The sequence below is a fragment of the Rhodococcus sp. NPDC059179 genome, from assembly GCF_042754885.1.
Taxonomy (GTDB): domain Bacteria; phylum Actinomycetota; class Actinomycetes; order Mycobacteriales; family Mycobacteriaceae; genus Rhodococcus_G.
Genome location: NZ_JBHZBV010000017.1, coordinates 16,228 through 39,665, shown reverse-complemented (window position 1 = coordinate 39,665; position 23,438 = coordinate 16,228). Strand labels below are relative to the sequence as shown.

General features: G+C 69.2%; 18 protein-coding genes and 1 pseudogene. 9 read left to right on the top strand and 10 right to left on the bottom strand.

Annotated elements, in window-relative coordinates; translation table 11 throughout:
* Positions 1 to 70: 70 nt before the first annotated feature.
* Both rsmI and ACFXMV_RS21940 read left to right on the top strand, forming a co-directional pair.
* Positions 71 to 901: a 16S rRNA (cytidine(1402)-2'-O)-methyltransferase gene (gene rsmI / locus ACFXMV_RS21945; RefSeq protein ID WP_378499364.1), complete on the top strand. Its 831-nt coding sequence runs from the start codon at positions 71 to 73 to the stop codon at positions 899 to 901.
* Positions 902 to 1,313: 412 nt separating this feature from the next.
* Positions 1,314 to 5,369: a WD40 repeat domain-containing protein gene (locus ACFXMV_RS21940; RefSeq protein WP_378499363.1), complete on the top strand. Its 4,056-nt coding sequence runs from the start codon at positions 1,314 to 1,316 to the stop codon at positions 5,367 to 5,369.
* A gap of 3 nt (positions 5,370 to 5,372) precedes the next feature.
* On the opposite strand, the gene ACFXMV_RS21935 is transcribed toward ACFXMV_RS21940, so the two are convergent.
* Positions 5,373 to 6,614, bottom strand: a complete 1,242-nt coding sequence (locus tag ACFXMV_RS21935) for an aminodeoxychorismate synthase component I (protein ID WP_378499362.1) — start codon at positions 6,612 to 6,614, stop codon at positions 5,373 to 5,375.
* A 45-nt stretch (positions 6,615 to 6,659) separates the two neighbouring features.
* Positions 6,660 to 7,832 carry an FAD-dependent oxidoreductase gene (locus ACFXMV_RS21930; RefSeq protein WP_378503600.1) on the bottom strand — a complete coding sequence of 391 codons (1,173 nt, stop codon included), beginning with the start codon at positions 7,830 to 7,832 and terminating at the stop codon, positions 6,660 to 6,662.
* A gap of 71 nt (positions 7,833 to 7,903) precedes the next feature.
* Here ACFXMV_RS21930 and ACFXMV_RS21925 point away from each other — a divergent pair, with 71 nt between their 5' ends.
* Positions 7,904 to 8,830, top strand: coding sequence for a LysR family transcriptional regulator (locus ACFXMV_RS21925; RefSeq protein ID WP_378498981.1), 927 nt, complete (start codon positions 7,904 to 7,906; stop codon positions 8,828 to 8,830).
* Positions 8,831 to 8,835: 5 nt separating this feature from the next.
* Here the strand turns inward: ACFXMV_RS21925 and ACFXMV_RS21920 are convergent, their stop codons facing one another.
* From ACFXMV_RS21920 to ACFXMV_RS21900, 5 genes are all read right to left on the bottom strand, one after another.
* Entirely contained in the window at positions 8,836 to 9,888 is a 1,053-nt protein-coding gene (locus ACFXMV_RS21920) for a DUF2786 domain-containing protein (RefSeq protein WP_378498982.1), read from the bottom strand.
* 91 nt (positions 9,889 to 9,979) lie between these two features.
* Positions 9,980 to 11,227: a DUF2786 domain-containing protein gene (locus tag ACFXMV_RS21915; protein WP_378498983.1), complete on the bottom strand. Its 1,248-nt coding sequence runs from the start codon at positions 11,225 to 11,227 to the stop codon at positions 9,980 to 9,982.
* A gap of 1 nt (position 11,228) precedes the next feature.
* On the bottom strand, positions 11,229 to 12,785 hold the full coding sequence (metG, locus tag ACFXMV_RS21910; RefSeq protein WP_378498984.1) for a methionine--tRNA ligase: 1,557 nt from the start codon (positions 12,783 to 12,785) through the stop codon (positions 11,229 to 11,231).
* Between the two features lie 55 nt (positions 12,786 to 12,840).
* Positions 12,841 to 13,953, bottom strand: coding sequence for a hypothetical protein (locus tag ACFXMV_RS21905; protein ID WP_378498985.1), 1,113 nt, complete (start codon positions 13,951 to 13,953; stop codon positions 12,841 to 12,843).
* Complete coding sequence (locus ACFXMV_RS21900; RefSeq protein WP_378498986.1) at positions 13,950 to 14,795, bottom strand: SDR family oxidoreductase; 846 nt, start codon at positions 14,793 to 14,795, stop codon at positions 13,950 to 13,952. Before ACFXMV_RS21900 ends, ACFXMV_RS21905 begins: the two co-directional genes overlap by 4 nt.
* An 83-nt stretch (positions 14,796 to 14,878) precedes the next feature.
* On the opposite strand from ACFXMV_RS21900, the gene ACFXMV_RS21895 reads away from it, so the two are divergent.
* From ACFXMV_RS21895 to ACFXMV_RS21885, 3 genes are all read left to right on the top strand, one after another.
* Positions 14,879 to 15,520 carry a TetR/AcrR family transcriptional regulator gene (locus ACFXMV_RS21895; protein ID WP_378498987.1) on the top strand — a complete coding sequence of 214 codons (642 nt, stop codon included), beginning with the start codon at positions 14,879 to 14,881 and terminating at the stop codon, positions 15,518 to 15,520.
* Between the two features lie 45 nt (positions 15,521 to 15,565).
* A complete protein-coding gene (locus tag ACFXMV_RS21890) occupies positions 15,566 to 16,525 on the top strand; it encodes an alpha/beta hydrolase fold domain-containing protein (protein WP_378498988.1) in 960 nt (319 codons plus the stop codon).
* 70 nt (positions 16,526 to 16,595) lie between these two features.
* On the top strand, positions 16,596 to 17,423 hold the full coding sequence (locus tag ACFXMV_RS21885) for a TatD family hydrolase (protein ID WP_378503599.1): 828 nt from the start codon (positions 16,596 to 16,598) through the stop codon (positions 17,421 to 17,423).
* 80 nt (positions 17,424 to 17,503) lie between these two features.
* On the opposite strand, the gene ACFXMV_RS21880 is transcribed toward ACFXMV_RS21885, so the two are convergent.
* Both ACFXMV_RS21880 and ACFXMV_RS21875 read right to left on the bottom strand, forming a co-directional pair.
* Positions 17,504 to 18,259: an amino acid ABC transporter ATP-binding protein gene (locus ACFXMV_RS21880; protein ID WP_378498990.1), complete on the bottom strand. Its 756-nt coding sequence runs from the start codon at positions 18,257 to 18,259 to the stop codon at positions 17,504 to 17,506.
* Positions 18,256 to 19,713, bottom strand: coding sequence for an amino acid ABC transporter substrate-binding protein/permease (locus ACFXMV_RS21875; protein ID WP_378498991.1), 1,458 nt, complete (start codon positions 19,711 to 19,713; stop codon positions 18,256 to 18,258). The genes ACFXMV_RS21880 and ACFXMV_RS21875 overlap by 4 nt, the downstream gene beginning before the upstream one ends.
* Positions 19,714 to 19,893: 180 nt before the next feature.
* Between ACFXMV_RS21875 and ACFXMV_RS21870 the strand changes: the two genes are divergently transcribed.
* Positions 19,894 to 21,021, top strand: a complete 1,128-nt coding sequence (locus ACFXMV_RS21870; RefSeq protein ID WP_378503598.1) for a transglycosylase family protein — start codon at positions 19,894 to 19,896, stop codon at positions 21,019 to 21,021.
* 71 nt (positions 21,022 to 21,092) lie between these two features.
* On the top strand, positions 21,093 to 21,989 hold the full coding sequence (gene rsmA / locus ACFXMV_RS21865; RefSeq protein ID WP_378498993.1) for a 16S rRNA (adenine(1518)-N(6)/adenine(1519)-N(6))-dimethyltransferase RsmA: 897 nt from the start codon (positions 21,093 to 21,095) through the stop codon (positions 21,987 to 21,989).
* Between the two features lie 572 nt (positions 21,990 to 22,561).
* On the opposite strand, the pseudogene ACFXMV_RS21860 reads toward rsmA, so the two are convergent.
* A pseudogene (locus ACFXMV_RS21860) lies at positions 22,562 to 22,939 on the bottom strand (HAD-IC family P-type ATPase); the annotation flags it as partial.
* Positions 22,940 to 23,144: 205 nt separating this feature from the next.
* Between ACFXMV_RS21860 and ACFXMV_RS21855 the strand changes: the two are divergent.
* Positions 23,145 to 23,432 carry a hypothetical protein gene (locus tag ACFXMV_RS21855; RefSeq protein ID WP_378502486.1) on the top strand — a complete coding sequence of 96 codons (288 nt, stop codon included), beginning with the start codon at positions 23,145 to 23,147 and terminating at the stop codon, positions 23,430 to 23,432.
* The last annotated feature ends 6 nt before the right edge of the window (positions 23,433 to 23,438 follow it).

Below are 23,438 nucleotides of genomic sequence, written 5' to 3'. Positions count from 1 at the left end.
GGGTGTCGACTGCGGGCGTCGCGCGCTCGTCGGTCAACTGGGTCACGTGCTCGATCGTAGGCTGTGGGACATGAACGGTCGTCTTGTCCTTGCCGCGACACCGATGGGTGAGGTCCGTGACGCCTCCGAACGCCTGAAGGATGCGCTCGCCACCGCGGACGTCGTCGCGGCGGAGGACACCCGCCGCACCAAGCATCTGGCCGCCGCGCTCGGGGTGGTGATCACCGGAAAGGTGGTCAGCTTCTACGACCAGGTGGAGACCGCCCGGCTGCCTGCGCTGGTCGCTGACGTCTCCGACGGCAAGACCGTGCTGCTGGTCACCGACGCGGGGATGCCGTCGGTGAGCGACCCCGGCTACCGGCTGGTGGCCGCGTGCGTCGAGAAGGATCTGCCGGTGACCTGTCTGCCGGGTCCGTCGGCCGTGACGACCGCGCTGGCGCTGTCGGGCCTGCCCGTCGAGCGCTTCTGCTTCGACGGGTTCCCGCCGCGAAAGCAGGGGCAACGCCGAACCTGGCTGGAGTCGCTGCGCACCGAGCAGCGGGCGTGTGTGTTCTTCGAGGCGCCGCACAGGCTGGCCGCCTGCCTCGCGGACGCGGTGGAGGTGCTCGGCGGTGACCGCCGCGCGGCGGTGTGTCGGGAGCTGACCAAGACCTACGAAGAGGTGCGTCGCGGCACCCTCGCCGAGCTGGCGCAGTGGGCGATCGAGGGCGCGCGCGGGGAGATCACCGTCGTGCTGGAGGCGGCGCGGCTCGTCGCGGCGGAGCCGGAGGATCTGGTGGGCGAGGTGGAGCGCCTCGTCGAGGGCGGGGCGCGGCTCAAGGACGCGTGCGCGATGGTTGCGACCGCCGGGGTGTCCAAGCGTGAGGTCTACGAGGCGGTGCTGGCGGCGCGTCAGGACTGAGCGGTCCGGCGCGGGACGGCACGCTGCGCGTGCGGGTGCCGGACCGTCACATCGGCGGTGCGGCCATCAGCATGATGAGGCCGACCGCGGAGGCGAGGACGAGTGCGGCGGCGAGGGTCGGCGGCACCGTGGATGCGATCTTGGCGGCGATTCTGCTCATGGTCACTCCGTCGTGTGTTGTCGCGGCCCGTGGGCCTCGTGCGCACCGGCGGGAACAACCCCCCCACGAGATCACAGTTCCCGCCGGTGCGACGCGGTGATGCAGGGCCCCCCGTGCGTCACCGACAACTCTGCCCACAGATTGGGACCCGCCCAAACCTCCGTCCCCGCTATCCGGGTATCGTCCCAGTTCGCGGTGGGTGAGGAACTTTTCCGCAGCGGATTTTTCACGGTGGGAACTAGGGTGATCGACATGTCTGGCGACGATTCGGCCGACCTGCAGGCGCGGAGCCAGCGGAGCGACACGGACGAACAGGCGCGGCTCCACTTCGCCGACCAGTTGCGCCTGCTGTTCGCGACCGCAGGCGGTCCCGCGCTGAAGAAGGTCGTCTCCGAGGCGTCGGCGGTCGGGCGGACCATCGGTGCGGACCGGCAGATCTCGGTGCAGCGGCTGAGCGACTGGCGGTCGGGCAAACGGGTCCCCGCGACGTTCGATTCGGTCCGCCCGGTCCTCGTGGTCCTCATCCGCGCGGCCCAGGCGCTGCACGGCACCCAGCCGCCCGTCACCGGGCTGTACTCGATGAAGCAGTGGCTCGCGTGGTGGTCGAGCGCCCGCGACACGAGTGCCGGTGGTCGTGGCGAGGCGGCCGCCCAGGTGACGGCGGCGCCCGTGACCGGAGTTCGCCCCTACCGGGGGCTCGAGCCGTATCGGGCCGAGGACGCGCGGCTGTTCTTCGGCCGGGGTGCCAGCCTGCCCGGGCTGGTCGACGCGGTCATAGCCGCACAGGGGCAGGGGCTGGTGATCGTGACCGGCGCCTCCGGTGTCGGAAAGTCGTCCCTGGTGCAGGCCGGTCTGGTAGCGGAGCTGGCGGGCGTCGGACCGGACGGCGGAGGCTCCGACGGCCAGGCGGTCGTGGTCACCCCGGGACCGAGTCCGCTGCAGGCGATGGGTGAGGCGCTTCCGGAGTTGCGCGAGGCGATCGAGGATCCCCGGCCGGAGACCGTGCGATCCGCGGTCCGCGCGGCCGCCGCGCGGCTGGAGTCGAACCCACTGCTGATCGTCGTCGACCAGATCGAGGAGCTGTTCACCCAGTGCGATGATTCCGACGAGCGGGACCGCTTCCTCACACTTCTCGATCTCGCGGCGACGACGGTCGGCGCCGAGGAGACGCCCGACGCTGCCCCCGTCGTCGTTGCGACGATGCGCTCCGACTTCTACGAGCAGGCGCTCTCCCAGCCGGTGCTTGCCCGCGCGCTCGAACGACACAGCAAGGTCCTCGCGCCGCTGACGCGCGAGGACATGGTGGAGGTGATCACGCAGCCGGCCCGGATGATCGGCCTCAAACTCGAGGCCGGGCTGGTCGACCTCATCCTGCACGATCTCGGGGTGCTCACCTCGGACGAGGGCAGCGGAACGGTCCTGCCGCTGCTGTCGCATCTCCTCGACACGATGTGGGAGCGCAGGCGCGGCGGAGTGCTCACCGTGGCGAGCTACCGGGCCACCGGGGGCGTGCGAGGGTCCGTCGCTGCGACCGCCGAGCGCACCTGGGCCGCGCTGGACGAGCGGGGCAAGGTGTTGGCCCGGGCGATGCTGGTGCATCTGGTGTACGTCACGGACACGGGCACCGACGTCAAGATCCGGCGGACGCTACCGCAGTTGCTGGCGTTCGCGGGCGAGGACACCGTGACCGGCAGGCAGGTGGTGGACCAGTTCATCGCGGCCCGAGTCCTGGTCGCAGACACCGAGAGCGTCGAGTTGATCCACGACGCGGTGATCGACGCGTGGCCGCGCCTGAAGCAGTGGATCCAGGAGGACCGCTCTTACACCGCATTGCGTCAGCAGATCGAGGCGGACGCCGCGAACTGGGAGCAGGCGGACCGCAACCACAGCCTGCTCTATCAACGTGGCCGGCTCGACATGGTCGCGGAGCACGACGCCTCGAGGATCGCCGTGGAGGGGCTCGGTGCCACCAAGGTGGCCGCGCCCCTGACCTCGACGGCTTCGGAGTTCCTGGCGACGTCGACCGGGTACGTGCGCCGGGACACCTGGATTCGGCGCGCCGTGATGGCGGCCCTTGTGGTGTCGACCGTGATCGCATTGGTCGCGGTGTCGATGGCGTGGACGGCGAAGCAGCGTGCCGAATCGGATCGTTCCGCCGCCCAGTTCCGCCAGTTGGTCGCGCTGACCGACTCGCTGCGTGACTCCGATCCGACGACCTCCGCACGACTGGCGATCGAGGCGTGGCAGATGAAGCCGGGCAACGACGCCGCGTACTCGCGGCTGATCGCGACCGAATCGACCCCGGTCGGGCGGGTCCTGAGCGGACATCAGGGTCCGGTCTACGGCGTCGCGGTCTCCCGCGACGGCTCGACGATCGCCTCGGCAAGCGACGACCGTACCGTCCGATTGTGGGACCTCACCGATCGCACCGACCCGCGCCCGATCGGGAGCCCGCTCGGCGGGGCCGAGAAGTACATGGCGTCGGTCTCCTTCAGCCCGGACGGCAAGATGCTGGCCGCGGGAAGCGGCGACGGCCTCGTGTTCATCTGGGACGTCACCGACCGGGCCGCGCCGCGGCCGCTGCTCGACGGGGCCCGGGTGGGGTCTAGGGCGGTCCACAACATCCGGTTCAGCCCGGACGGTCGGATCCTGGCCGTCCCGACCGACGACGGCACCGTGACGATGTTCGACACCTCGGATCCGTTCTCCGGGCGCTTCGGGTCGACGGTGCTGCCCGCGCATCAGGGCGCGGTCCGGACCGTGTCGTTTCGCGGGGACTCGGCGGTGCTGGCGACCGCGAGCGACGACCGCAGCGTCCGGCTGTGGGACATCGCGAACCCGGCCGCGCCGGTCCCGCTGCCGTCGGTGCTGACCGGATTCGGCGACGTGGTGCATTCGGTGTCGTTCGCGCCCGACGGGCGGACCCTCGCTGCCAGCAGCGACGACGGGATCCTCCGGGTGTTCGACACCACCGACGTGCGGGCGGTCGGTGAGATCGGGGCCCCGATCCAGGCCCACACCGGCGGCGTGTGGACCATCGCTTTCGCGTCCGACGGCGCGACGCTGGCGAGCGCGTCGTGGGACGGCACCGTGAAGAGGTGGTCGCTCGACCCGGCCTCGCGGATGCTGCGCGAGCTGAGTCCGGCGCTGACCGGCAACGGCGGCGGCGTGCCCGCGCTCGCCCTCGCGCCGGACGGCGGCACGATCGTCACCGGCGGACAGGACTCCACGGTCCGGGTGTGGTCCCTGCCTGCGACGGCCGTCCACGTCTCGGCGTCGGCGCTCACCCAGCCCGCGACGAGCCGGGACGGATCACTGGTGGCGACCGGTGGATACGACTCGGTGATCCGACTGTGGCGGGCCGGGGTGGATCGACGGTTGTCCCTGGCGAGCGCGCTCGCCCTGCCGCGCCCCCTTGGCGGTGCGCACGTGGTGGCGCTGGCGCCGGACGGCGCCGCGATGGCGACCGCACCCACCTCCGGCGGCCAGGTGCAGCTTTGGGATGTGCGCGACCCGCAGCACCCGCGTGCGCTCGGCGGACCGATCCTGACGCAGACGAGGTTCACCTGGGAGCTGGCCTTCAGTCCGGACGGGTCCACCCTGGCCATCGGTGCGGACGACGTCAGCGTCCGGCTGTGGAACCTGGCCGATCCGGAGCGGCCGGTGCCGTGGGGTGAGCCGCTGGGTGGTCCGACCAATCTCGTTCGCACCGCCGCCTTCAGCCCGGACGGGCGCAATCTGGTCGCCGCCGACGCGGACGGCGGGATATACGCCTGGGACGTGCGGGACGCGGCGAATCCCCGAGCGATCCCGGTTCCGGCCAGCGGTCAGGACGGGATCAACATGGTCTCCTTCAGTCCGGACGGGACGATGCTGGCGACCGGCGGCGACGACCAATCGATCGTGTTGTGGGACCGGGCGGGCGACGGAGCGCTTGCCATGAGGGGTTCGCCGCTGCGCGGACACACCGGCACCATCTACTCGGTGTCGTTCGACCCGGACGGCAGGCACGTGATCAGCGGCAGCGACGACGGCACGGTGCGGCTGTGGGACGTCTCCGACGGCGAGTCGATGCGCAACGTCGGCGGACCGATCACCACCTCCGGCACGGGGCGCTGGCAGGTGTCCTTCCTGCCTGGCACCCACGCCGCCATCTCCGGAGACGGGGAGGGCGTGCTGCGGATCTGGGAATTCGACGCCACCTCGATCATCCGTCGAATCTGCTCGTCGACGGCGGCCCTGTCGGCGGAGCGTGCGGCGGACTTCGAGCTGTCCGGCTCCGGCGAGCAGGCGTGCGCGCAGGCGTGAGAGCTAGCCGAGCGCCATGATGCTCGACGCCTTGTCCAGGCACTCCTGCCATTCGGCGTCCGGGTCGGAGTCGATGGTGATGCCGCCGCCGACGCCGAGCACCGCGGCCCCGTTCGGGTCGAACTCGACGGTGCGGATCGCCACGTTCAGTTCGGTGCCCGCGACCGGTGACGCGAATCCGACAGCGCCGCAGTACACCCCGCGATGATCCGGCTCCCACTGTGAGAGGAGCTGGCGGGCGCGGTGTTTCGGGCATCCGGTGACCGACGCGGGCGGGAACGTCGCATCCAGCAGGGCGGCGGTGGAGGTGCCGGGTGCGGCGGTCGCGGCGACCGTGGAGACCAGGTGCCAGACCCCCGGCGCGGGATAGACGCCGAGCAGATCGGTGACCGTGACCGATCCGGGGACCGCGACCCGGCCGAGGTCGTTGCGCACCAGGTCGACGATCATCACGTTCTCCGCGACATCCTTGACCGAGGCGCGCAGGCGGTCCGGATCGTCGGCGATGGGCAGCGTGCCCTTGATCGGGCTCGAGCGGAGCAGGTCGCCGTGGCGCGAGAGGAACAGTTCGGGCGACAGCGACGCCACCGCGCCCCACGCGCCCTGCACGAAGGCGGCTCGGGCGGGCCGGGTGGCGGCCACGGCGTCGGCGAAGAAGTGCAACGGTTCTCCCTGTGCCCGGCCACGGAACTGGGTGCACACGCAGGCCTGGTACACCTCGCCCTGCCGGATAGCCTCGAGGCACTGCTGCACGCCGCGGCGGTGGGCGTCGCGGTCGGGGGCGGTCCACTCGATCCGCCACGGCAGCGCGGGTGCGTCGGGCGCGGTCACCGCGGCCGACCACGCCGCGGGGCAGGGGTCGTCGGTCAGGCTCTCGTACCACCAGCAGCCGTCGGGGTCCTGCCGCAGCACCGAGTCCGTCCAGCCGCCCGCCGCGGCGGGGAGCGCGGAGCTCGCCCCGCTGGTCGGGGTGTCGGGATAGGCGAGGTAGCCGATCCAGCCGCCGCCGATCATCGGCCCGCCCACCGTCGCGGTGATGGTGCCGTTCGTTCGGTCTGACAGGTCGAAGGTGCCCTCCACCCCGACCGGGGCGGTGTGCACGCTCGGGGCCAGCACGGCCCGGGAGCCGAACCAGTCGCCGATCAGCGCCGCAGGCGCGGGCGTGCCGCGGTCGTCGGCGAGGCGCGCGAGCGCTCGCACCACGTCTGCCGGGTCGCCGCCGTCACCAATCCGCTCGATCCGCACCCGACAAGCCTGACACGGCGTCGCCCGCACGCCCGAATCGCGCGGTCAGGGGCGCGCTAAACGCGTGGTCTGCCGTTCGGCCGTTACGGCTGCGGCCGCACGCAGGGCACTGTTGATCGCGATCTCCCCCCGCATCCCGGGCGCGGCGACCATGTCGCCGACGAGATACACGCCCGAGCCTCGATCGATGGCGGGCCGGTCGCGCCAGGTCTGACCGGGCATGTCGATGGCGCCGGTCCTGCCCTTCGCGGTTGCGGTCCGCTGCCAGGTGGCCCGGTCGCGCCAGTCGGGAACCGTCAGATCGGCGAAGCGGAACAGGCGGGCGCGTGCCTTGCCGATCGATTCGCCTGCGCGCACCGGCATGTCGATCTGGAACAGGGACTCGCCCCGCGGTGCGACCGAGCGGTCCTGCATCGAGTAGCACTCGTGGAATCCGCCCTCGTCGAGGTCGGCGACGGTGAACAGGTCGCGCCGTCCCTCGCGGACGGCGAGGTCGAGCATCACGCAGTGGCCGCTGTGCCAGTGCAGCGACGAGTCGCCGAGGAGGGTTCGGGCGGAGGCCAGTTCGGTGGCGATGATCGTCGGCGCGCTGGGGATCGTGTCGACGCGGGAGCCCAGTTCGATCCGGACCCCGAGGTTGCGGGCGTGGTCGGCCATACGGCCCGTGACCGTTTGCCAGCCGCCGACCACCCAGCGCACGCCCGGGATTCTCGGTCCGTAGATCCGTTGAAACAGATTCCACACGAACGCCGCCGAGAGCCTTCCGGTATCCGCTTCGTAGGTCACGACTCCGACGGAGTTCGCCATCGCCGTCGCGGCCTGGTGGCCGAAACGCTGTGTGGCCCAGGAATGGAAGTCCGTGTCGACTGGGGCGGAGATCCACGGCATGAGCTGGGCCTGCAGCATTCCCGTGGGCGGCTTCCGGCGAAACCGGTCGCCCGACCGGAAGCCGAGCAGTCCGAGGCTCCGCAGCGGCGGCAGGCACAGGTCGTCGACGAATCCGCGCCGCTTGAGCCACGTCCAGTGCGGGCCGTCCGCGTAGAACACGTGCGCGCCGTCGTGGGCGACGTACGGGCCGGCCGTCGCGCGGGCCCGGCCGCCGAGCGTCGCGTGCGCCTCGTGCAGGGTGACCCGGGCGCCCGCCTCGGCGCACGCGATCGCGGCCGTGAGCCCGGCCAGTCCGCCGCCGATCACCGACACCGATTCCGATTCAGTCATGACAGCGACGCTAGGGACCAGCTGCCGATTACTCCAATGCATTGTTCGGGTCGTTTTGATGTGTTTAGTGTATGGACGTGACGCTCACCCAGCTGGCCTGCTTCCTCGCCGTCGCGCGCACCGGACATTTCACCAAGGCGGCCCGCGAGGTTCACCTGGCGCAACCCTCACTGAGCAGACAGATCCTGGCGCTGGAGAAAAGCCTGGGCGCCAGCCTGTTTCACCGCGCCAGGGGAAACATCGCACTGACCGCTGCGGGGGAGGCGCTGCTGCCGCTGGCGACCAGGATGCTCGCGGACGAGGAGCTCGCGCACCGGGAGGTCGCCGAGCTGACGGGGTTGCGGCGCGGCCGGGTTCGCCTCGGCGCGCCGCCGAGCCTGTGCGTCAGCCTCGTCGCGGACCTCCTCGAGCGCTATCTGGCTGCGTACCCGGGAATCGCGTTGAACCTGAACGAAAGCGGGTCGCGCGCGCTCGTCGATGCGCTGACCGGCGGACTGGTCGACATCGCGTTGATCGTCTCGAACGAGGACCGCGGCGAGGCCGCCCTCGACGTCACGCCGCTGCTGCGGGAGGACCTCGTCGTGGTGTCCTCGGCCGCCGCGGCTCCGCTCACCCGACGCCGGGCGCTGACCCTCGACGAACTCGCGCGCCAACCCCTCGTGATGTTTCACCGTGGATACGACCTGCGCGCGGCAACCGACGCTGCGTTTCGGCAGGCCGCGTTGTCGCCGCGGGTTGCGGTGGAGGGCGCGGAGATGGACGGGGTGCTGCGGTTTGTCGAGCGCGGTCTCGGTGTCGCTGTGGTGCCCTCGCTGGTCGCGGCCCATCGGCCAGGACTGCGCAGGGTGCGGTTGACGGCGCCAGAGCTCAGCCGCACCATCTCCCTGGCGCGCCGGGCCGACACGGCGCCGACGCGCGCCGCGCGCGCGATGCAGGACATGCTGATGGTGGTCGTCGACGAGATGGCCGCGGGCGCGCACGGGCTCACGCGTTTGTGACGGCTTCACCCCGCGATCGCCTGCCCGCCAGCCGATAGCGTCGCGGCATCGGCCGCCGTCCGTCCCGCCAGCACGCCCTGCGGATCGACCGCGGAGTGCCCCCAGGTCTTCTTCGTGGGGCCGAACAGTCGGTCGACTTCGGCCTGCACTGCCGCCGCGCGCCCCGCGAGGATGGGGAGCAGATCGCCGAACTGGACGTCGGAGTCGACCACCGCTCGAGCGGTCGCGGCCTTGCCTGCCTCGGTCAGTCGCTGGCCGATCCGGATGGCGAAGCCGAACAGGAATGCCTTGCGGAACGACGCGGTTCGCGAACCGTCCTCGCCTGCCTTGTGCATCGCCCGGGTGGCCTGGATGAGCAGCGAGGTGAACAGCATCTCGACCTGCTCGAGATCGACGGGTGAGCCGACCATCGTGGCGGTCGCCATTCTCGAGTTGTACAGGGTCTGAACCTGATTGGCGTTTCCGATCGAGGTCAGCAGCAGCGCCTTTTGTTTGACATAGGGGTTGTCGAGGTGGACTCGCCTGCTGTGCACGGTGACCCCGAAACCGGGCGCACGCGCCTCGAGCAGTGCGGAGCTGATCGCGTATCGAGTCATCAACTCCTGGGCTTTGGCGGTGAGGGTCTCGGCCTCCTCGGTGAACTCCGTGCTCTCGGCCTTCGCCAGCAGTCCGCGAATCTTGTTCAGCACCTTCGGATCGGCCTGCCGCGGCGGTTGCGTCGTCGATTCGCTGCGCTGCCCCGGCCAGGCCGACGGTGGCGGGCACAGCGCGGTCCAGTGGCCAAGGTGCTGCCACAGGAACCCGAGCGACCGGGCGTGTGCCTGATCGATCGGCGCGTTCCGGTCCGTCCCCGGGTGCGCGTCCGCGATTGTTCGCAGTTGATCGAGCCATTGCTGGGGCGCGCGTGACCATGCGCGGCTTCGTTGCGACTCCTGCAGGATCAGCGCCGCCGCGCTGCCGGCCAGTGCGGCATCGAGTGCGCGTTGGGTGACGTGGATGACGTCCGCGGGCTGCCAGCCGCGCTCGTACGCCTGGGTGAGCGCGTCGAGCGGCGTCATGGATCGAATATCTGTTCGATTATTTCCCATGGCGACAGTGTGCACTGGGGGTCCGACAAATGCCTTCGCCGCACGTCGGGGGATGGGAGCCCTACTTGCGCCGGATGGCGCGCTCGCCGGGGGTGAGCGAGGCGTTGTCCGCCGCGGCCTGGCCGGCATGCCAGCCCCTGGCGTCCACGGACCGGGCCTTGGCTTTCCTAGTGCCAGGGAACAGTCGGGTGAACTCGGCGTCGACCGCCGCGGATGTCGTGGCCAGCACCGGCAGCAGATCGCTCAACGGGATGGATTCGTCCTCGGCCGCCGCCTCGGTAGCCCTGGCGTCGGCATCGTGCAATCGCTGCCCGATCCGGCTGGCGAACCCGGCCAGGAAGGCTTTGCGGAAACCGGTGGTGCGCGAACCACTCCGGCCCACCGCGGCGGCCGACTGCAGCGAACGGGCCGACTGGACGAGCAGCGAGGTGAACAGCAGGTCGACCTGGGCAAGATCGATCGGGGTGCCGACCGCGGTGGCGATGGCGAGGTCGCTGAACAAGACGGTGCGGACCCGATTCGCATCACCGATCGCGGTCAGCAGATGCACCTTTTCTTTCAGGTACGGATTCTCGAGATGAAAGCGGCGGCTGTGCACCACGGTCCCGCCAGCGTGGGTACGCGAATGCGGCAGGGCGGCGGTGATCGCGTAACGCGTCATCAGTTCCTGCGCCTTCGCAGTGAAGGCCTCCGCCTCCTCGGTGAACTCGGTGCGCTCTGCCTTGGCGAGCAGTCCCCGAATTCTGCCCAGTACCTTGGGATCCGCGGTGGCCGCGGGTTCCGCGGCGGTGGCCATCGGCTCCCCGTGATCGTCCGGCCGCTGCGCTGATGGGGCCGCGCCTGCGGTGGGCCACTGCGATGATGGGGCCACGCCTGCGGCGGGCCACTGCGACGGCGGCGGCACGAGAATCATCCAGTCCGGCAGCCGGTTCCATTCCGCGGCCAGCTCGGCCAGCTGGTAGCCCACGAAGCCCGACCGGCCGGCGGTGAGGGCGCCTGCGAGGTGCCCGCCGCTCGGATCGGTGACAGGTAGCCGGTCCGCGAGCCGGGCCTGCTCCGGGTACTGCTCGGCGACGGCGTGCAGCTGATCGGACCACTCCGTCGGTGCCCGCTGTGCCGCGCCGGTCTGGCGCGCCTCGAACAGCAGGACGGCCGCGGCCAGCGTCGGCGGGGACTCGCCGTCGCGGCGAGTCAGGTGTAGCAGGTCCGCCGGTTGCCAACCGCGCTCATACGCGCCCGCGATCGACGCGAGGAGCGCCCTGGCCTCGGCCGACGGCCGGTCGTCGGCGGACCCGCCTTCGTCGGTCAAGTCAGGCGGTTTCGGGTTCCACGTACCGGGGGAAGACCGGCGACGGCGCTGGCAGCGGGCAGCCCGCCACGATCCGCGCGGTCAGGCTCGCGAAGTCACGGGCGTCCTGATCCTGCCCGAGCAGGTCCAGGATCTTCGCCGCGGAGTCCGGCATCACCGGCTGCACCAGGATTCCGACGATGCGCACCACCTCGAGGGTGACGTAGAGAACCGTCGCCATCCGGGCCGGGTCCGTCTTGCGGAGCACCCACGGCTCCTGCTGCGAGAAGTAGCGGTTGGTGTCGCCGAGCACATGCCAGATCGCCTCGAGCGCCTGGTGAAGCGCCTGCTTGTCGAAGTCGGCGCGCACCGTCTCGAGCAGCGCGTCGGCCTTGGCCAGCAGCGCGCGGTCGTCGTCGGTGAGCTCGCCGGGGGTCGGAACCTGGGCGTCGCAGTTCTTCGCGACCATCGTCAGCGAACGCTGTGCGAGGTTGCCCAGTTCGTTTGCCAGGTCGGCGTTCATCCGGGTGACGATGGATTCGTGGCTGTAATTGCCGTCCTGGCCGTAGGAGATCTCCCGCAGCAGGAAGAAGCGCAGCGCGTCGAGGCCGTACTGCTCGACCATCTCGAGCGGGTCGACGACGTTGCCGACCGACTTCGACATCTTCTCGCCCTTGTTGTACAGGAACCCGTGCACGAAGACGCGCTTCGGCAGCTCCAGGCCCGCGGACATCAGGAACGCAGGCCAGTACACCGTGTGGAAGCGGGTGATGTCCTTGCCGATGATGTGCAGATTTGCAGGCCAGAACTTGCTGAAGGCCTCGCCGTCGGTGTCCGGGTAGCCGGCGCCGGTGAGGTAGTTCGCGAGGGCGTCGACCCACACGTACATGACGTGTTCGGGGTGACCCGGCACCGGGACGCCCCAGTCGAAGGTGGTGCGCGAGATGGACAGGTCCTTGAGGCCGCCCTTGACGAAGCTGACGATCTCGTTGCGCCGGGTGTCGGGCGCGATGAACTCGGGGTGCGACTCGTAGAGCGCGAGGAGCTTGTCCTGGTAGTTGGAGAGCCGGAAGAAGTAGGTGGACTCCTCGGTCCACACCACCGGAGTCCCGGTCAGCAGCGAGATGCGCGAGCCGTCCTCGAGCAACTCGGTCTCGGCCTCGGTGTGGTACGCCTCGTCGCGCACCGAATACCAGCCCGCGTAGGTGTCGAGGTAGATGTCGCCTGCCTCGGCCATCCGCTCCCAGAGCACCTTGCAGGCGGTCTCGTGGTCCTCGTCGGTGGTCCGGATGAACCGGTCGTAGGAGACGTTCAGCACCTTGTCCAGTGCCTGGAACTCGTCGGAGTTCCTGGCAGCGAGCTCGCGGACGGGGATGCCCTCCTTGGCCGCGGTCTGCTGCATCTTCAGCCCGTGCTCGTCCGTGCCGGTCATGAAGAACACGTCCAAGCCGTCGAGACGCTTGAAGCGCGCGAGGGCGTCCGAGGAGATGTACTCGTACGCGTGGCCGACGTGCGGGACGCCGTTCGGGTACGCGATCGCCGTGGTCATGTAGAACGGGGGACGGGAAGCTGCAGTCATGGTGCGCCTACTCTATCTGCGCGGATTCGCGAGGTGCAGGTCGGTGGGCGAGCCGTCAGGGATTCGGGCGGTCGGGAACTGTGATGGTCCCGTAGTCCAGCCCACCGTGGCTGTAGGTGGGGATCACGGGCCACTGCCGCTTCCAATCCGCGCATTCTGAGGACGGGATGACCTGCAGCCAGCGCGGATCCCTCCGGGCAGGCGAGGCCATGGTCTTCTCCTTGACCATCGAGTCGTACTGGTCGAGGGAATCCTCGAGAGTGTTCCCGTTGAGGACCACCTCGCGCCCGTAGAACTGGGCCTGCTGCTTCACCCCGGGGATCTTGGACAGCTCCGGCTGCCAGCTGTCCGGTGCCATCCCGTTCTCCGACGACACCCACACGCCGTCGGGCGTGTTCACGCACAGCGAGTGGTTGCCGTCGGTGTGCCCCGGCGTCCACAGCAGGCTGACTCCGACGCCGAGCTCGACGTCGCCCTCGAACACCTCGAGACGTTCGGCTGGCACGCCCGCCATGCCGTTCTCGACGTACCACGCCCACTGCATGGGGTGCATCGACTCGAAGGTGCCGAGCTCCTTGCGGTGCACGAGGAGCTTGGCGTTCGGGAACAGCGGCTTGCGCGGCTCGGACTCGCCCTCGATCGGGGTGTCGCTTCCCATGATCATCCGGACGTCCTGCACGTGCAGGTGGTCGAAGCTGATGTAGTCGACGTCCTCGTTACGCAGCCCGAGGCGGGGAAGGATGGACTCCGGGTCGTTGTAGTACTTCACGAAGATGCTCTCCGCGTGCAGCTTCTGCGAGAACTTCTGAAGCTTGTTGTAGAACGGCGCCTCGGCGGAGCCCGCGGCGACGGTCGGCTCCCAGACCAGGGTCTTGAGTTTGCCGTCGAAGCCGTCGAACTGGATGACGAACATCCGGTTGATGATCGAGATCATCGGGTTGGCGTTGATGGAGTATCCCTGGAAGGCGAACCGGGCCGGGTAGGGCGCGGCGGCGATGTCGAAGCTCTTGATCGCCCTGATCTGGCCCTGCTGGAGGAAGCGCTCGCGGTACTTCTTCGCGCCTTCCCGGACGGCGTCGAGTCGGTCGCCGCGCGGCCACACGTCGTGGACGCCGGAGAACTCGGGGATGGTCCGGGGGGCGGTCGTCGATGCCGGTGTCGTCGTCACGGGGTTTCTCCAGTGTTGTCGTCGGATACCGCGCGGGATTCGTAGCCGGCGCGAACGGATCGGTTGGCGGAGGTGATCTGGTTGGGAACCATCTTGCGGTGCAGGAAGTCCCGGATCGGCTGCGGAAACACGTTGACCCAGCGCTCCAGCGGACCGATGAAGCCGGGGACCGGGACCTCGAACTTCGGGCGTTCGATGACGGCGACCACCGCCTTGGCCACGTCGGCCGGGGTGAGGAGCGCGGCGGCCCCGTGCGCGGTGCCCACCGCCAGTTCGGTGTCGACGACCCCCGGCATGACGACGGAGAGCTCGATACCGCTGCGGTAGAGCTCCGCCCGCACGGCCTCGAGGTAGCCGAACACGCCGTGCTTGGTGGCCGCGTAGGTCGCCTCGCCCGCGGGGGAGAGCTTCGACGCGGCGGACGCGATGGTGACGATGTGGCCGCGGCCGCGGTCACGCATCGCGGGCGCCGCGAGCTTCACCCCGCGGATGACGCCGTGCAGGTTGATGTCTAGTTGGCGGCGGGTCGCGGCCTCGGGTTCTTCCTCGAATCCGCCGACCCACATCACGCCTGCATTGTTTACGAGCACGTCCAGGGGGCCCCAGTGCTCCTTGACCGCCTCTAGGAACTTGGTGAACGAGCCGGTGTCGGTGACATCGAGGTCGAGGCCGAGCGCGTTGTCGCCGAGTTCCTTCGCGGTCGCGCGCGCGCCGACACCGTCGACGTCCCCGATCGCGACTCTCGCGCCGGCGACGGTCAGCTGACGGGCGATCTCCCTGCCGATTCCCTGGGCGCCGCCGGTCACCGCGACGACGCGGCCTGCCATTGCGTTGGGCTTCATGGGCATCCTCCGGACTTGATATGACACGTTGGCATGTCAGATATGAGTAACCTTCTCACATCGGAATGCGGGAAGCTAGGGGCATGACTCGTGTTCAGCCGGCCGCAGGACGGCGATACGCCGGACTCGACGCCGGGCAGCGGGCGGCGGCCCGGCGGGCCGCGATCCTGGCCGCGGCGCTGGAACTGTTCGGTACCAATGGGTATGCGGCGACCTCGGTGAAGCAGATCTGCGGTGCCGCCGACCTCACCGAGCGGTACTTCTACGAGTCGTTCACCGATCGGCACGCCTCCCTCAAAGAGGTCTACGTCGACATCATCGACGAGGTCCGGCGGGCGACCCTGGCGGCGTTGGGTGAGCTCGATCTGCCCACCGAGGAACTGGCCGCCCGCGGTCTCTCCGCCTTCGTCACGACGCTCACCGATGACCCTCGGCGGGCTCAGATCGTCCTGATCGAGGTCGTCGGCGTATCGCCCGAACTGGAGAAGTGCAGGCACGACGTCCTGCGCGAGTTCGCCGATCTGATCGGCACTGTGTGGTTTGCGGAGGTCCGCGCGGGTGTGCCCCGAGACTTCGTGCGGCTGACGGCGATCGCGCTGGTGGGCGCTGTGAATCATCTGCTCGTCGATTGGTTGCTCGGCGGGCGGGAGCAGGATCCGGGCGACCTCGTCGCGGTGTGCGTCGCGTTGTTCGTCGCGAGCATAGGAACGCTGACGTCGAATTGACATGCCCTCTTGTCTGATGGGCCTCAGGCGTGAGACGTTGTGGGCGTGACAGACACAGTTGCCCCGCACCAGATCACGCCCTCGCGGGCCAGCCGGGTGGTTGCCGCGATCATGCTCCGGACAGTACGGGCGGGTGGGTCCATCCTCCCGGCGACCAGGGCGGGGGCGAGGGCCGGCCGGGTCGGGATGCAGTTCCTGCGCGTGTGCATGCCGTCCTGGGGCGTGGTGCACCACAAGGTCAGCGGCCGCGTCGACGGGGCCCGGGTCGTCGGGGAATGGGTCAACGCGATACCGGCGCCCGGCACCCCTGTCGTGTACTACCTGCACGGAAGCGCGTACTTCTCGTGTTCGCCCGGCACCCACCGCGGGCTGGTGTCCCGGGTCGGCGCGGCCTGCGACCGTCCCGTGTTCGCCCTCCGATACCGGCTCGCCCCCGAGCATCCGTTCCCGGCCGCGCACGACGACGCCGTCAACGGGTACCGCTGGCTGCTGGCACAGGGGTTCCGCCCGCAGGACATCGTGCTGGCAGGGGACTCCGCGGGCGGGCACCTCGCGCTGGGGCTGGTCGGGGAGCTCAGTCGCCGGGGCTTCCCGATGCCGGCCTCGATGGTGCTGTTCTCGCCGATAGTCGACCCGACGATCGCGTTGGCGGCCACCCGCGAGCCGCAGCTCAAGGACCCCTACACCTCGGCGGCCACCGCTCGGCGGCTGATCGGGATGTACATCGCCGATGCCGACCCGGCCGACCCGCGACTGGACGTGATCCAGGGCGTCGGATCGGAGCTGCCGCCCATGCTGATCCAGACCGGCGGCCTCGAGATCCTGGCCGCCGACGCCGAGCGTTTCGCGGCGGCTCAGCGCGCCGCGGGTGGCAGGTGCGAGCTGCAGATCTGGCAGGGTCAGGTGCACGTGTTCCAGGGCGGGTACCGCGCCGTCCCGGAAGCCGTGGCGGCGCTGCGACACGTGCGCGACTTCGTGGTCGCGATGGACGCGGAACAGGCCTGAGCGCGGCGCCGTGCTCGGCGGTGGTGCCCCGCGCTGTGCGCCGCGCATCGTCGCCGTCGACAATGTCCGCATGAGCAAAGACCGCCCGGCCCCGGACCTGCCAGAGCCGCTCGCGCCGCTGATCGACTCGCACACCCACCTCGACGCCTGTGGAGCCACCGACGCGGCGTCGGTGGCCGCAATCGTGGATCGCGCCGAGCAGGTCGGCGTCGGTCGCGTCGTCACCGTCGCCGACGATCTCGCCGCAGCGCGGTTCGCCGTGGACGCCGCGAACTGGGACCCGCGGGTGTATGCGGCGACCGCCATCCACCCGACCAGGGCCAACGTGCTCGACGATACGACCAAGGCCGAGATCGAAAGGCTCGCAAGCGATCCGCGGACCGTCGCGGTGGGGGAGACCGGCCTCGACTATTACTGGCCCGGCAAGCTCGAGGGCTGCGCCACCGTCGAGGAGCAGGTCGAGGGGTTCCGCTGGCACATCGACCTGGCCAAGCGGCTGCGCAAGCCGCTGATGATCCACAACCGGGAGGCCGATCACGACCTGCTGGCCGTGCTGATCGACGAGGGTGCGCCTGCGACTGTCATCTTCCACTGCTTCTCGTCCGACGCGAACATGGCGCTGGCCTGTGTGGAGGCGGGCTACGTGCTGAGCTTCTCCGGGACGGTCAGCTTCCGCAACGCCCGCGAACTGCACGAGGCGGCGAAGCTGGTGCCCGACGACCAGCTCATCGTCGAGACCGACGCGCCGTATCTCACCCCGCACCCGTTCCGCGGCGCACCGAACGAGCCGTACTGCCTGCCGTACACGGTGCGGTCGCTGGCGCAGACCCGCGGCCAGGACCCGTTCGAGCTGGCCGAGGCGTCGACCGCGACCGCCCGACGGGTCTACCGCATCTGACGCCGAGCGTGCACCTACCGTCGTATCGGTCGAGTGGCACGGACGGTTTGTGCACGCTCGGCGAGGGGCGAGCGCCTGGCCTACAGCACCTTTTTGAGGAAGTCCTGGGTGCGCGGGTGCTGCGGATTCCCGAACAGTTCCGCGGGGGTGCCCTCCTCGACGATGAATCCGTCGGCCATGAAGATCACCCGGTCGGACACCTCGCGGGCGAAGCCCATCTCGTGGGTCACCACGACCATCGTCATGCCCTGGTCCGCGAGGTCGCGCAGCACCTGCAGCACCTCGCCGACCATCTCCGGGTCGAGCGCGCTGGTGGCCTCGTCGAACAGCATGATGTCCGGGTTCATGGCCAACGCGCGCGCGATCGCGACGCGCTGCTTCTGCCCGCCCGACAGGCTGGCGGGCTTGGCGTTCGCCTTCTCCCCGAGACCCACCTGCTCGAGTAGCTTCAGGGCGGTCGCCTTGGCCTCGTCCTTGGTTGCGCGCTTCGTCTGCACCGGCGCCAGCATCACGTTCTCCAGCGCGGTCATGTGCGGGAAGAGGTTGAAGTGCTGGAACACCATGCCGATGTGCTGGCGGACCTTGTCGATGTCGACCTTCTTGTCGGTCAGGTCGAAGCCGTCGACGATCACGGTGCCGCCGGTGATGTCCTCGAGCTTGTTCAGGCAGCGCAGGAAGGTGCTCTTGCCGGACCCGGACGGCCCGATCACGCAGACCACCTCGCCGTTCGCGATGTCCACGTCGAGGCCCTTGAGCACCTCGTTGTCGCCGAACGCCTTCTTGAGGCCGGTGACCCGGATCTTGGCGGCTGGGGCCGCGACTGGCGACTCGGTCATGCGTTGATCCTCTTTTCGAGTCGGTTGGAGAGCTTGGTCAGCGCCATGATGATGACGAAGTAGAAGAGGCCGACGATCAGCCACATGTTGAAGGACTCGAAGTTCCTCGCGATGATGATCTTGCCGGTCTGGGTGAGCTCGGCGATACCGATCACGGACAGGATCGAGGTGTCCTTGAGCGTGATGACCGCCTGGTTGACGAACGACGGCATCATCGTGCGCACCGCCTGCGGCAGCACAACCTTGCGCATCGACGCCATGTAGTTCATGCCGAGGCTGCGCGACGCCTCCATCTGGCCCTTGTCGACGGACTGGATGCCGCCGCGGATGATCTCGGTGATGTAAGCGCCGGCATTCAGGCTCAGGGTGATGATGCCCGCCGTCATCGCGGGCATCTGGAAGCCGAGCGCGGCCGGGATGCCGAAGTAGATGAAGAAGGCCTGCACCAGCAGTGGGGTGCCGCGGAAGACGTCGACGTAGGTCACGCCGATCGCGCGCAGGATCTTGCTGCTCGACACCCGGAGGAACCCGAAGACCAGGCCGAGCACCAGCGCGATCGCCAGCGAGACCACGGTGAGCACGAGGGTCAGCCACAGGCCCTTGAGCAGCTGCGGGTAGGTGTCCTTGAGCAGCGAGAAGAAGTTGTTGCCGCCCTGGGCCTGTTGCGCGCCCTCGCCGAGATAGGTGTCGAGGATCTTGTCGTACTGTCCGCTGGCCCGCAGGTTCGCGAGACCGGCGTTGAACTTCTCGATCAGCTCCGCATTCTGGCCCTTGGAGACCGCGAACCCGTACGAGTTGCCTGCCTCCTTCTCTCCTACCGCCTTGAGACCGTTGCCCTGCGCGATGCCGTACAGCAGCACCGGGTAGTCGTCGAAGACCGCGACCGAGTTCCCGGTCTTGACGTCGTCGTACATGCTGGCCGAATCGTCGAAGGTGACGGTGGTGAAGCCGTACCTGTCCTTGATGGAGTCGGCGAACATCGCGCCCTCGGTGCCGGTCTTGATCGCGACCCGCTTGCCCCTGAGGTCCTCGTAGGACTCGATGTCGTCGTTGGACTTCGCCACCGCCATCTGGACGCCGGAATCGAAGTACGGCTCGGAGAAGTCGAAGACCAGCTTGCGCTCGTCGGTGATCGACATGCCCGCGATGACGCCGTCGACCTGACGCGACTGCAGCGCCTGGACGGCGGCGTTGAAGCCGAGCGGCTTGACCTGGTAGCGGAAGCCCTGGTCCTCCGAGATGGCCTTGAGCAGGTCCATGTCGATACCGACGAAGTCGCCTTGCTCGTTCTGGAACTCGAACGGGGCGAAGGTCACATCGGTCGCGATGACGTAGGTCTTGTCGGGGTCGGATTGTGCGGTGGCGGTTCCGGGTCCGAAGACGAGGGCGAGCAGGGCGAGGATGCCGAACACGACGGGTAGTCGGTCGAGCCTTCGGCGCGATTGTGTACGCATCCGTGAAAGCTTTCCCGGTCACGATTCCAGGAGCAACTAAGGCGCGCGGTTGCCGTTCTGAGACATGCATATCTGCAGGTCATAGACTTCTGGTTGCCAGACGACCACCTCCTCGTTACCGTAATGTGATCGAATCGCATCGGGAGTACCCCCGATGACCGCCAGCCCCCAGGACTTCTCGTGTCACCTATTGCTCGGATCAACAACGCCAACTCCCCGCTTCTGCGCGTGGTCGTCGGAGCACTGCTCCTCACGCTGATCGCGGGTGGACTGCTCGCGGTGTTCCGCCACAAGACGGTCACCCTGGACGTGGACGGCGAGACCATCGCGCTGAGCACGATGAGCACCGAGGTGGTCGACGTCCTCGCCGACGCCGGTTACTCGGTCGGCGACAAGGACATGGTGGCCCCCGCGGGCGACTCCGCCGTCGCCGACGGGTCGACGGTCGTGCTGCGCCGCGCCCGCGAGCTCGCGCTCACCGTCGACGGCGAGCCGCGCACCATCTGGACCACCGCGCTCACCGTGGACGAGGCGCTGCAGCAGCAGCGCCTGGCCGGCGACGTGCACGTCTCCGCTTCCCGGTCGCAGCGCCTCCCGCTCGACGGCGCCGCCCTCGACGTGGTGAGCCCCAAGCTGGTCAGCCTGATCGACGGCGCCTCCGCTCCGGCCGAGCTCCGCCTGGCCGCACCGACCGTGGGCGAGCTGCTGGCGGCCAAGGGTGTCCCGCTCGAGCAGGCGGACACCGTTGTGCCCGCGGCCGACACCACGCTCGCCGAAGGCATGCAGATCGCGGTCACCCGCACGCGTACCGAGAACGCGACCGAGACGCTGCCGCTCGCGCCGCCGGAGCAGCGCATCGAGGACCCGACGATGAACATGAGCCGGACCGTCGTGGAGAACCCGGGCGCACCCGGCGTGCACGACGTGACGTTCTCGATCACCAGGGTCAACGGCGCCGAGACCGGTCGCCAGCAGCTGGATGCGGTGGTCACCACGCCGGCTCAGCCGAAGGTGGTCCGGGTCGGTGCCAAGCCCGGCACCGAGGTGCCGCCGGTGAGCAACGGCGCCACCTGGGACGCGCTCGCACAGTGCGAGGCGACCGGTAACTGGGCGATCAACACCGGTAACGGCTTCTACGGCGGCGTGCAGTTCGACCAGAACACCTGGGAGCGGCAGGGCGGCCTGAAGTACGCCCCGCGCGCTGACCTGGCCACCCGCGAGGAGCAGATCGCCATCGCGACCAGGACCCAGGAGACCCAGGGCTGGGGAGCGTGGCCGGCCTGCACGTCCCGCCTCGGCATGCGCTGAGTGTCGGATTTCGCGGCAGCTCGGCAGAGGCGATAGGTTCACCTGGTGACAAACCCCGAGGTGAACCCGCTGTGACCAGCCCCGAGGGGAACCCCGCCGATGGGAACCCGCGAGGCCAGGCCGCGTTGCTCGGCCCCGTCGAGGTGCGCGCGCTGGCCGCCGAGCTGGGCGTGCGGCCCACCAAGACACTCGGCCAGAACTTCGTGCACGACGCAAACACGGTGCGGCGCATCGTGACCACGGCCGGTGTCGGCCGCGACGATGTCGTGCTCGAGGTCGGCCCCGGACTTGGCTCGTTGACCCTGGCGCTGATGGACGTGGTCGACTCGGTGATCGCGGTGGAGATCGACCCGGTGCTTGCCACTCGGCTCCCGACGACGGCGGCCGATCGGGCTCCGGAACTTGCGGACCGGCTCACCGTGGTTGGCGCGGACGCCATGAAGGTGATGCCCACCGACCTGCCCGCCGCGCCGACCGCGCTGGTGGCGAACCTGCCCTACAACGTCGCGGTGCCGGTTCTGCTGCACCTGTTCTCCGAGTTCCCCAGCCTGCGCACCGCCCTGGTGATGGTGCAGGCGGAGGTCGCGGACCGGCTGGCCGCGCTGCCGGGCAGCAAGATCTATGGCGTGCCGAGCGTCAAGGCCCGCTTCTTCGGGGACGTGCGCCGCGCCGGAGCCGTCGGCCGTCAGGTGTTCTGGCCGGTGCCGAAGGTGGAATCCGGGCTGGTTCGGGTGGACCGCTACGCCGAGCCGCCGTGGCCGATCGACGAGGAGCACCGGAAGCGGGTGTGGGCCGTCGTGAACGCGGCATTTGCGCAGCGCCGCAAGACGCTTCGGGCCGCGCTCGCGACCTGGGCCGGTTCTCCCGCGGAGGCCGAGCGCCGGCTGGTCGCGGCGCGGATCGAGCCGTCCGCCCGCGGCGAGGTGCTGGACGCGGCCGCGTTTGTGCGATTGGCGAACGTTCAGTAGGTCCCGCGATCCCTTTGTGTTGAACGAATCGTCCATTGTGGCAGGGATATTCGAAAAGGATTCCGGGTCGATGCTGTGGCGGTAGGCTGCCGCGCAGCGCCGGTCAGCGCCACCGACGGGTGCGTGAGGAGCATCGTCGGGTACCACTGTCGAAGGGGTTTCTTCATGTCCGGATTCTCGGGACGGATTGTCGCATCTGCAGTTGTCGCAACAGCCTTGCTGATCGGTGGACTTGCCGCAGGTGCAGGCTCGGCTGCGTCCGCTCCCAGCCTGCTGCAGGGGTCCGGGGAAGCGGCCGGGTCCTCTGATGGCGAAGGATCCGCGGGAACGATCACACTGCCCGGTGACGGCCTCTCGTTCCTCCAGCCTGCGATCACGGCGATCTACTGCACCGCAGGCCCCCTTCTCGGGTGGTACTGCCGCCAGCCGACGCCTGGGCCTCCTGGTGGTATTGGCTAGACGGGCCTTCGTGGCGGGCCGTCCGGGAACTCCCGGAAGCCCGCCGTGTATGACCACCAGCCCAGCACAGCAACCGTATTCGGATGTCTGTGCGACCTGACGTGGCGAGCTGCCTACCGGAACCGCCGCAGCCGCAGGCTGTTGCTCACCACGAAGACGCTGGAGAACGCCATCGCGGCGCCGGCGAGCATCGGGTTGAGCAGGCCTGCCGCGGCCAGCGGGATGGCCGCCGCGTTGTAGGCGAACGCCCAGAACAGGTTGCCCCGGATGGTCCCGAGTGTCTTGCGGGACAACCGGATCGCGTCGGCTGCCGAGCGAAGGTCGCCGCGGACCAGGGTGATGTCGCTGGCCTCGATCGCCGCGTCGGTACCGGTTCCCATCGCCAGCCCCAGGTCCGCCTGAGCCAGTGCGGCGGCGTCGTTCACGCCGTCGCCGACCATCGCGACCACCTTCCCGCGGGACTGCAGCTCCTTGACCGCGTCGACCTTGTCCGCGGACTTCGTTCGATTGGCGAACGTCGAGTAGAGCCACCGATTCGTTGCGTTAAACGAATCATCAAGTGCGGCAACAATGTACGGATTCCCACACCGGGCTTGACCGTCGTCGGTACGGTGGCGCGAAGCGTGCTCAGGTCGGGCGGATTCAAGCCCTGCCGAGCGCGACAAAATCTCGCAACCGACTGAATGGAGTTCGTACATGCCCAGTCTCACGATGCGTCGTCTCTCGGCCACTGTCGTTGCGTCGGCCGTGCTGGCCGGTGGCCTCGCCGCCGGGTCTGGTGCTGCGTCCGCGGCGCCCGCCGGATCACTTCGGCCGGTCGCATCTGTCGCGGCTGCTTCCACCGGATCCCTGGATGGCGTGGAGAACCTTCCCCTCTTCGACAGCAAATACGGGGTGCTCGGCGCTCCGCTCGTCCTGCTCTCCTATGTAGGCGGAAGTTATGAGCAGTGCAACTTCGCCCCCTACGGTTGCATGATCGGATAGGGGATC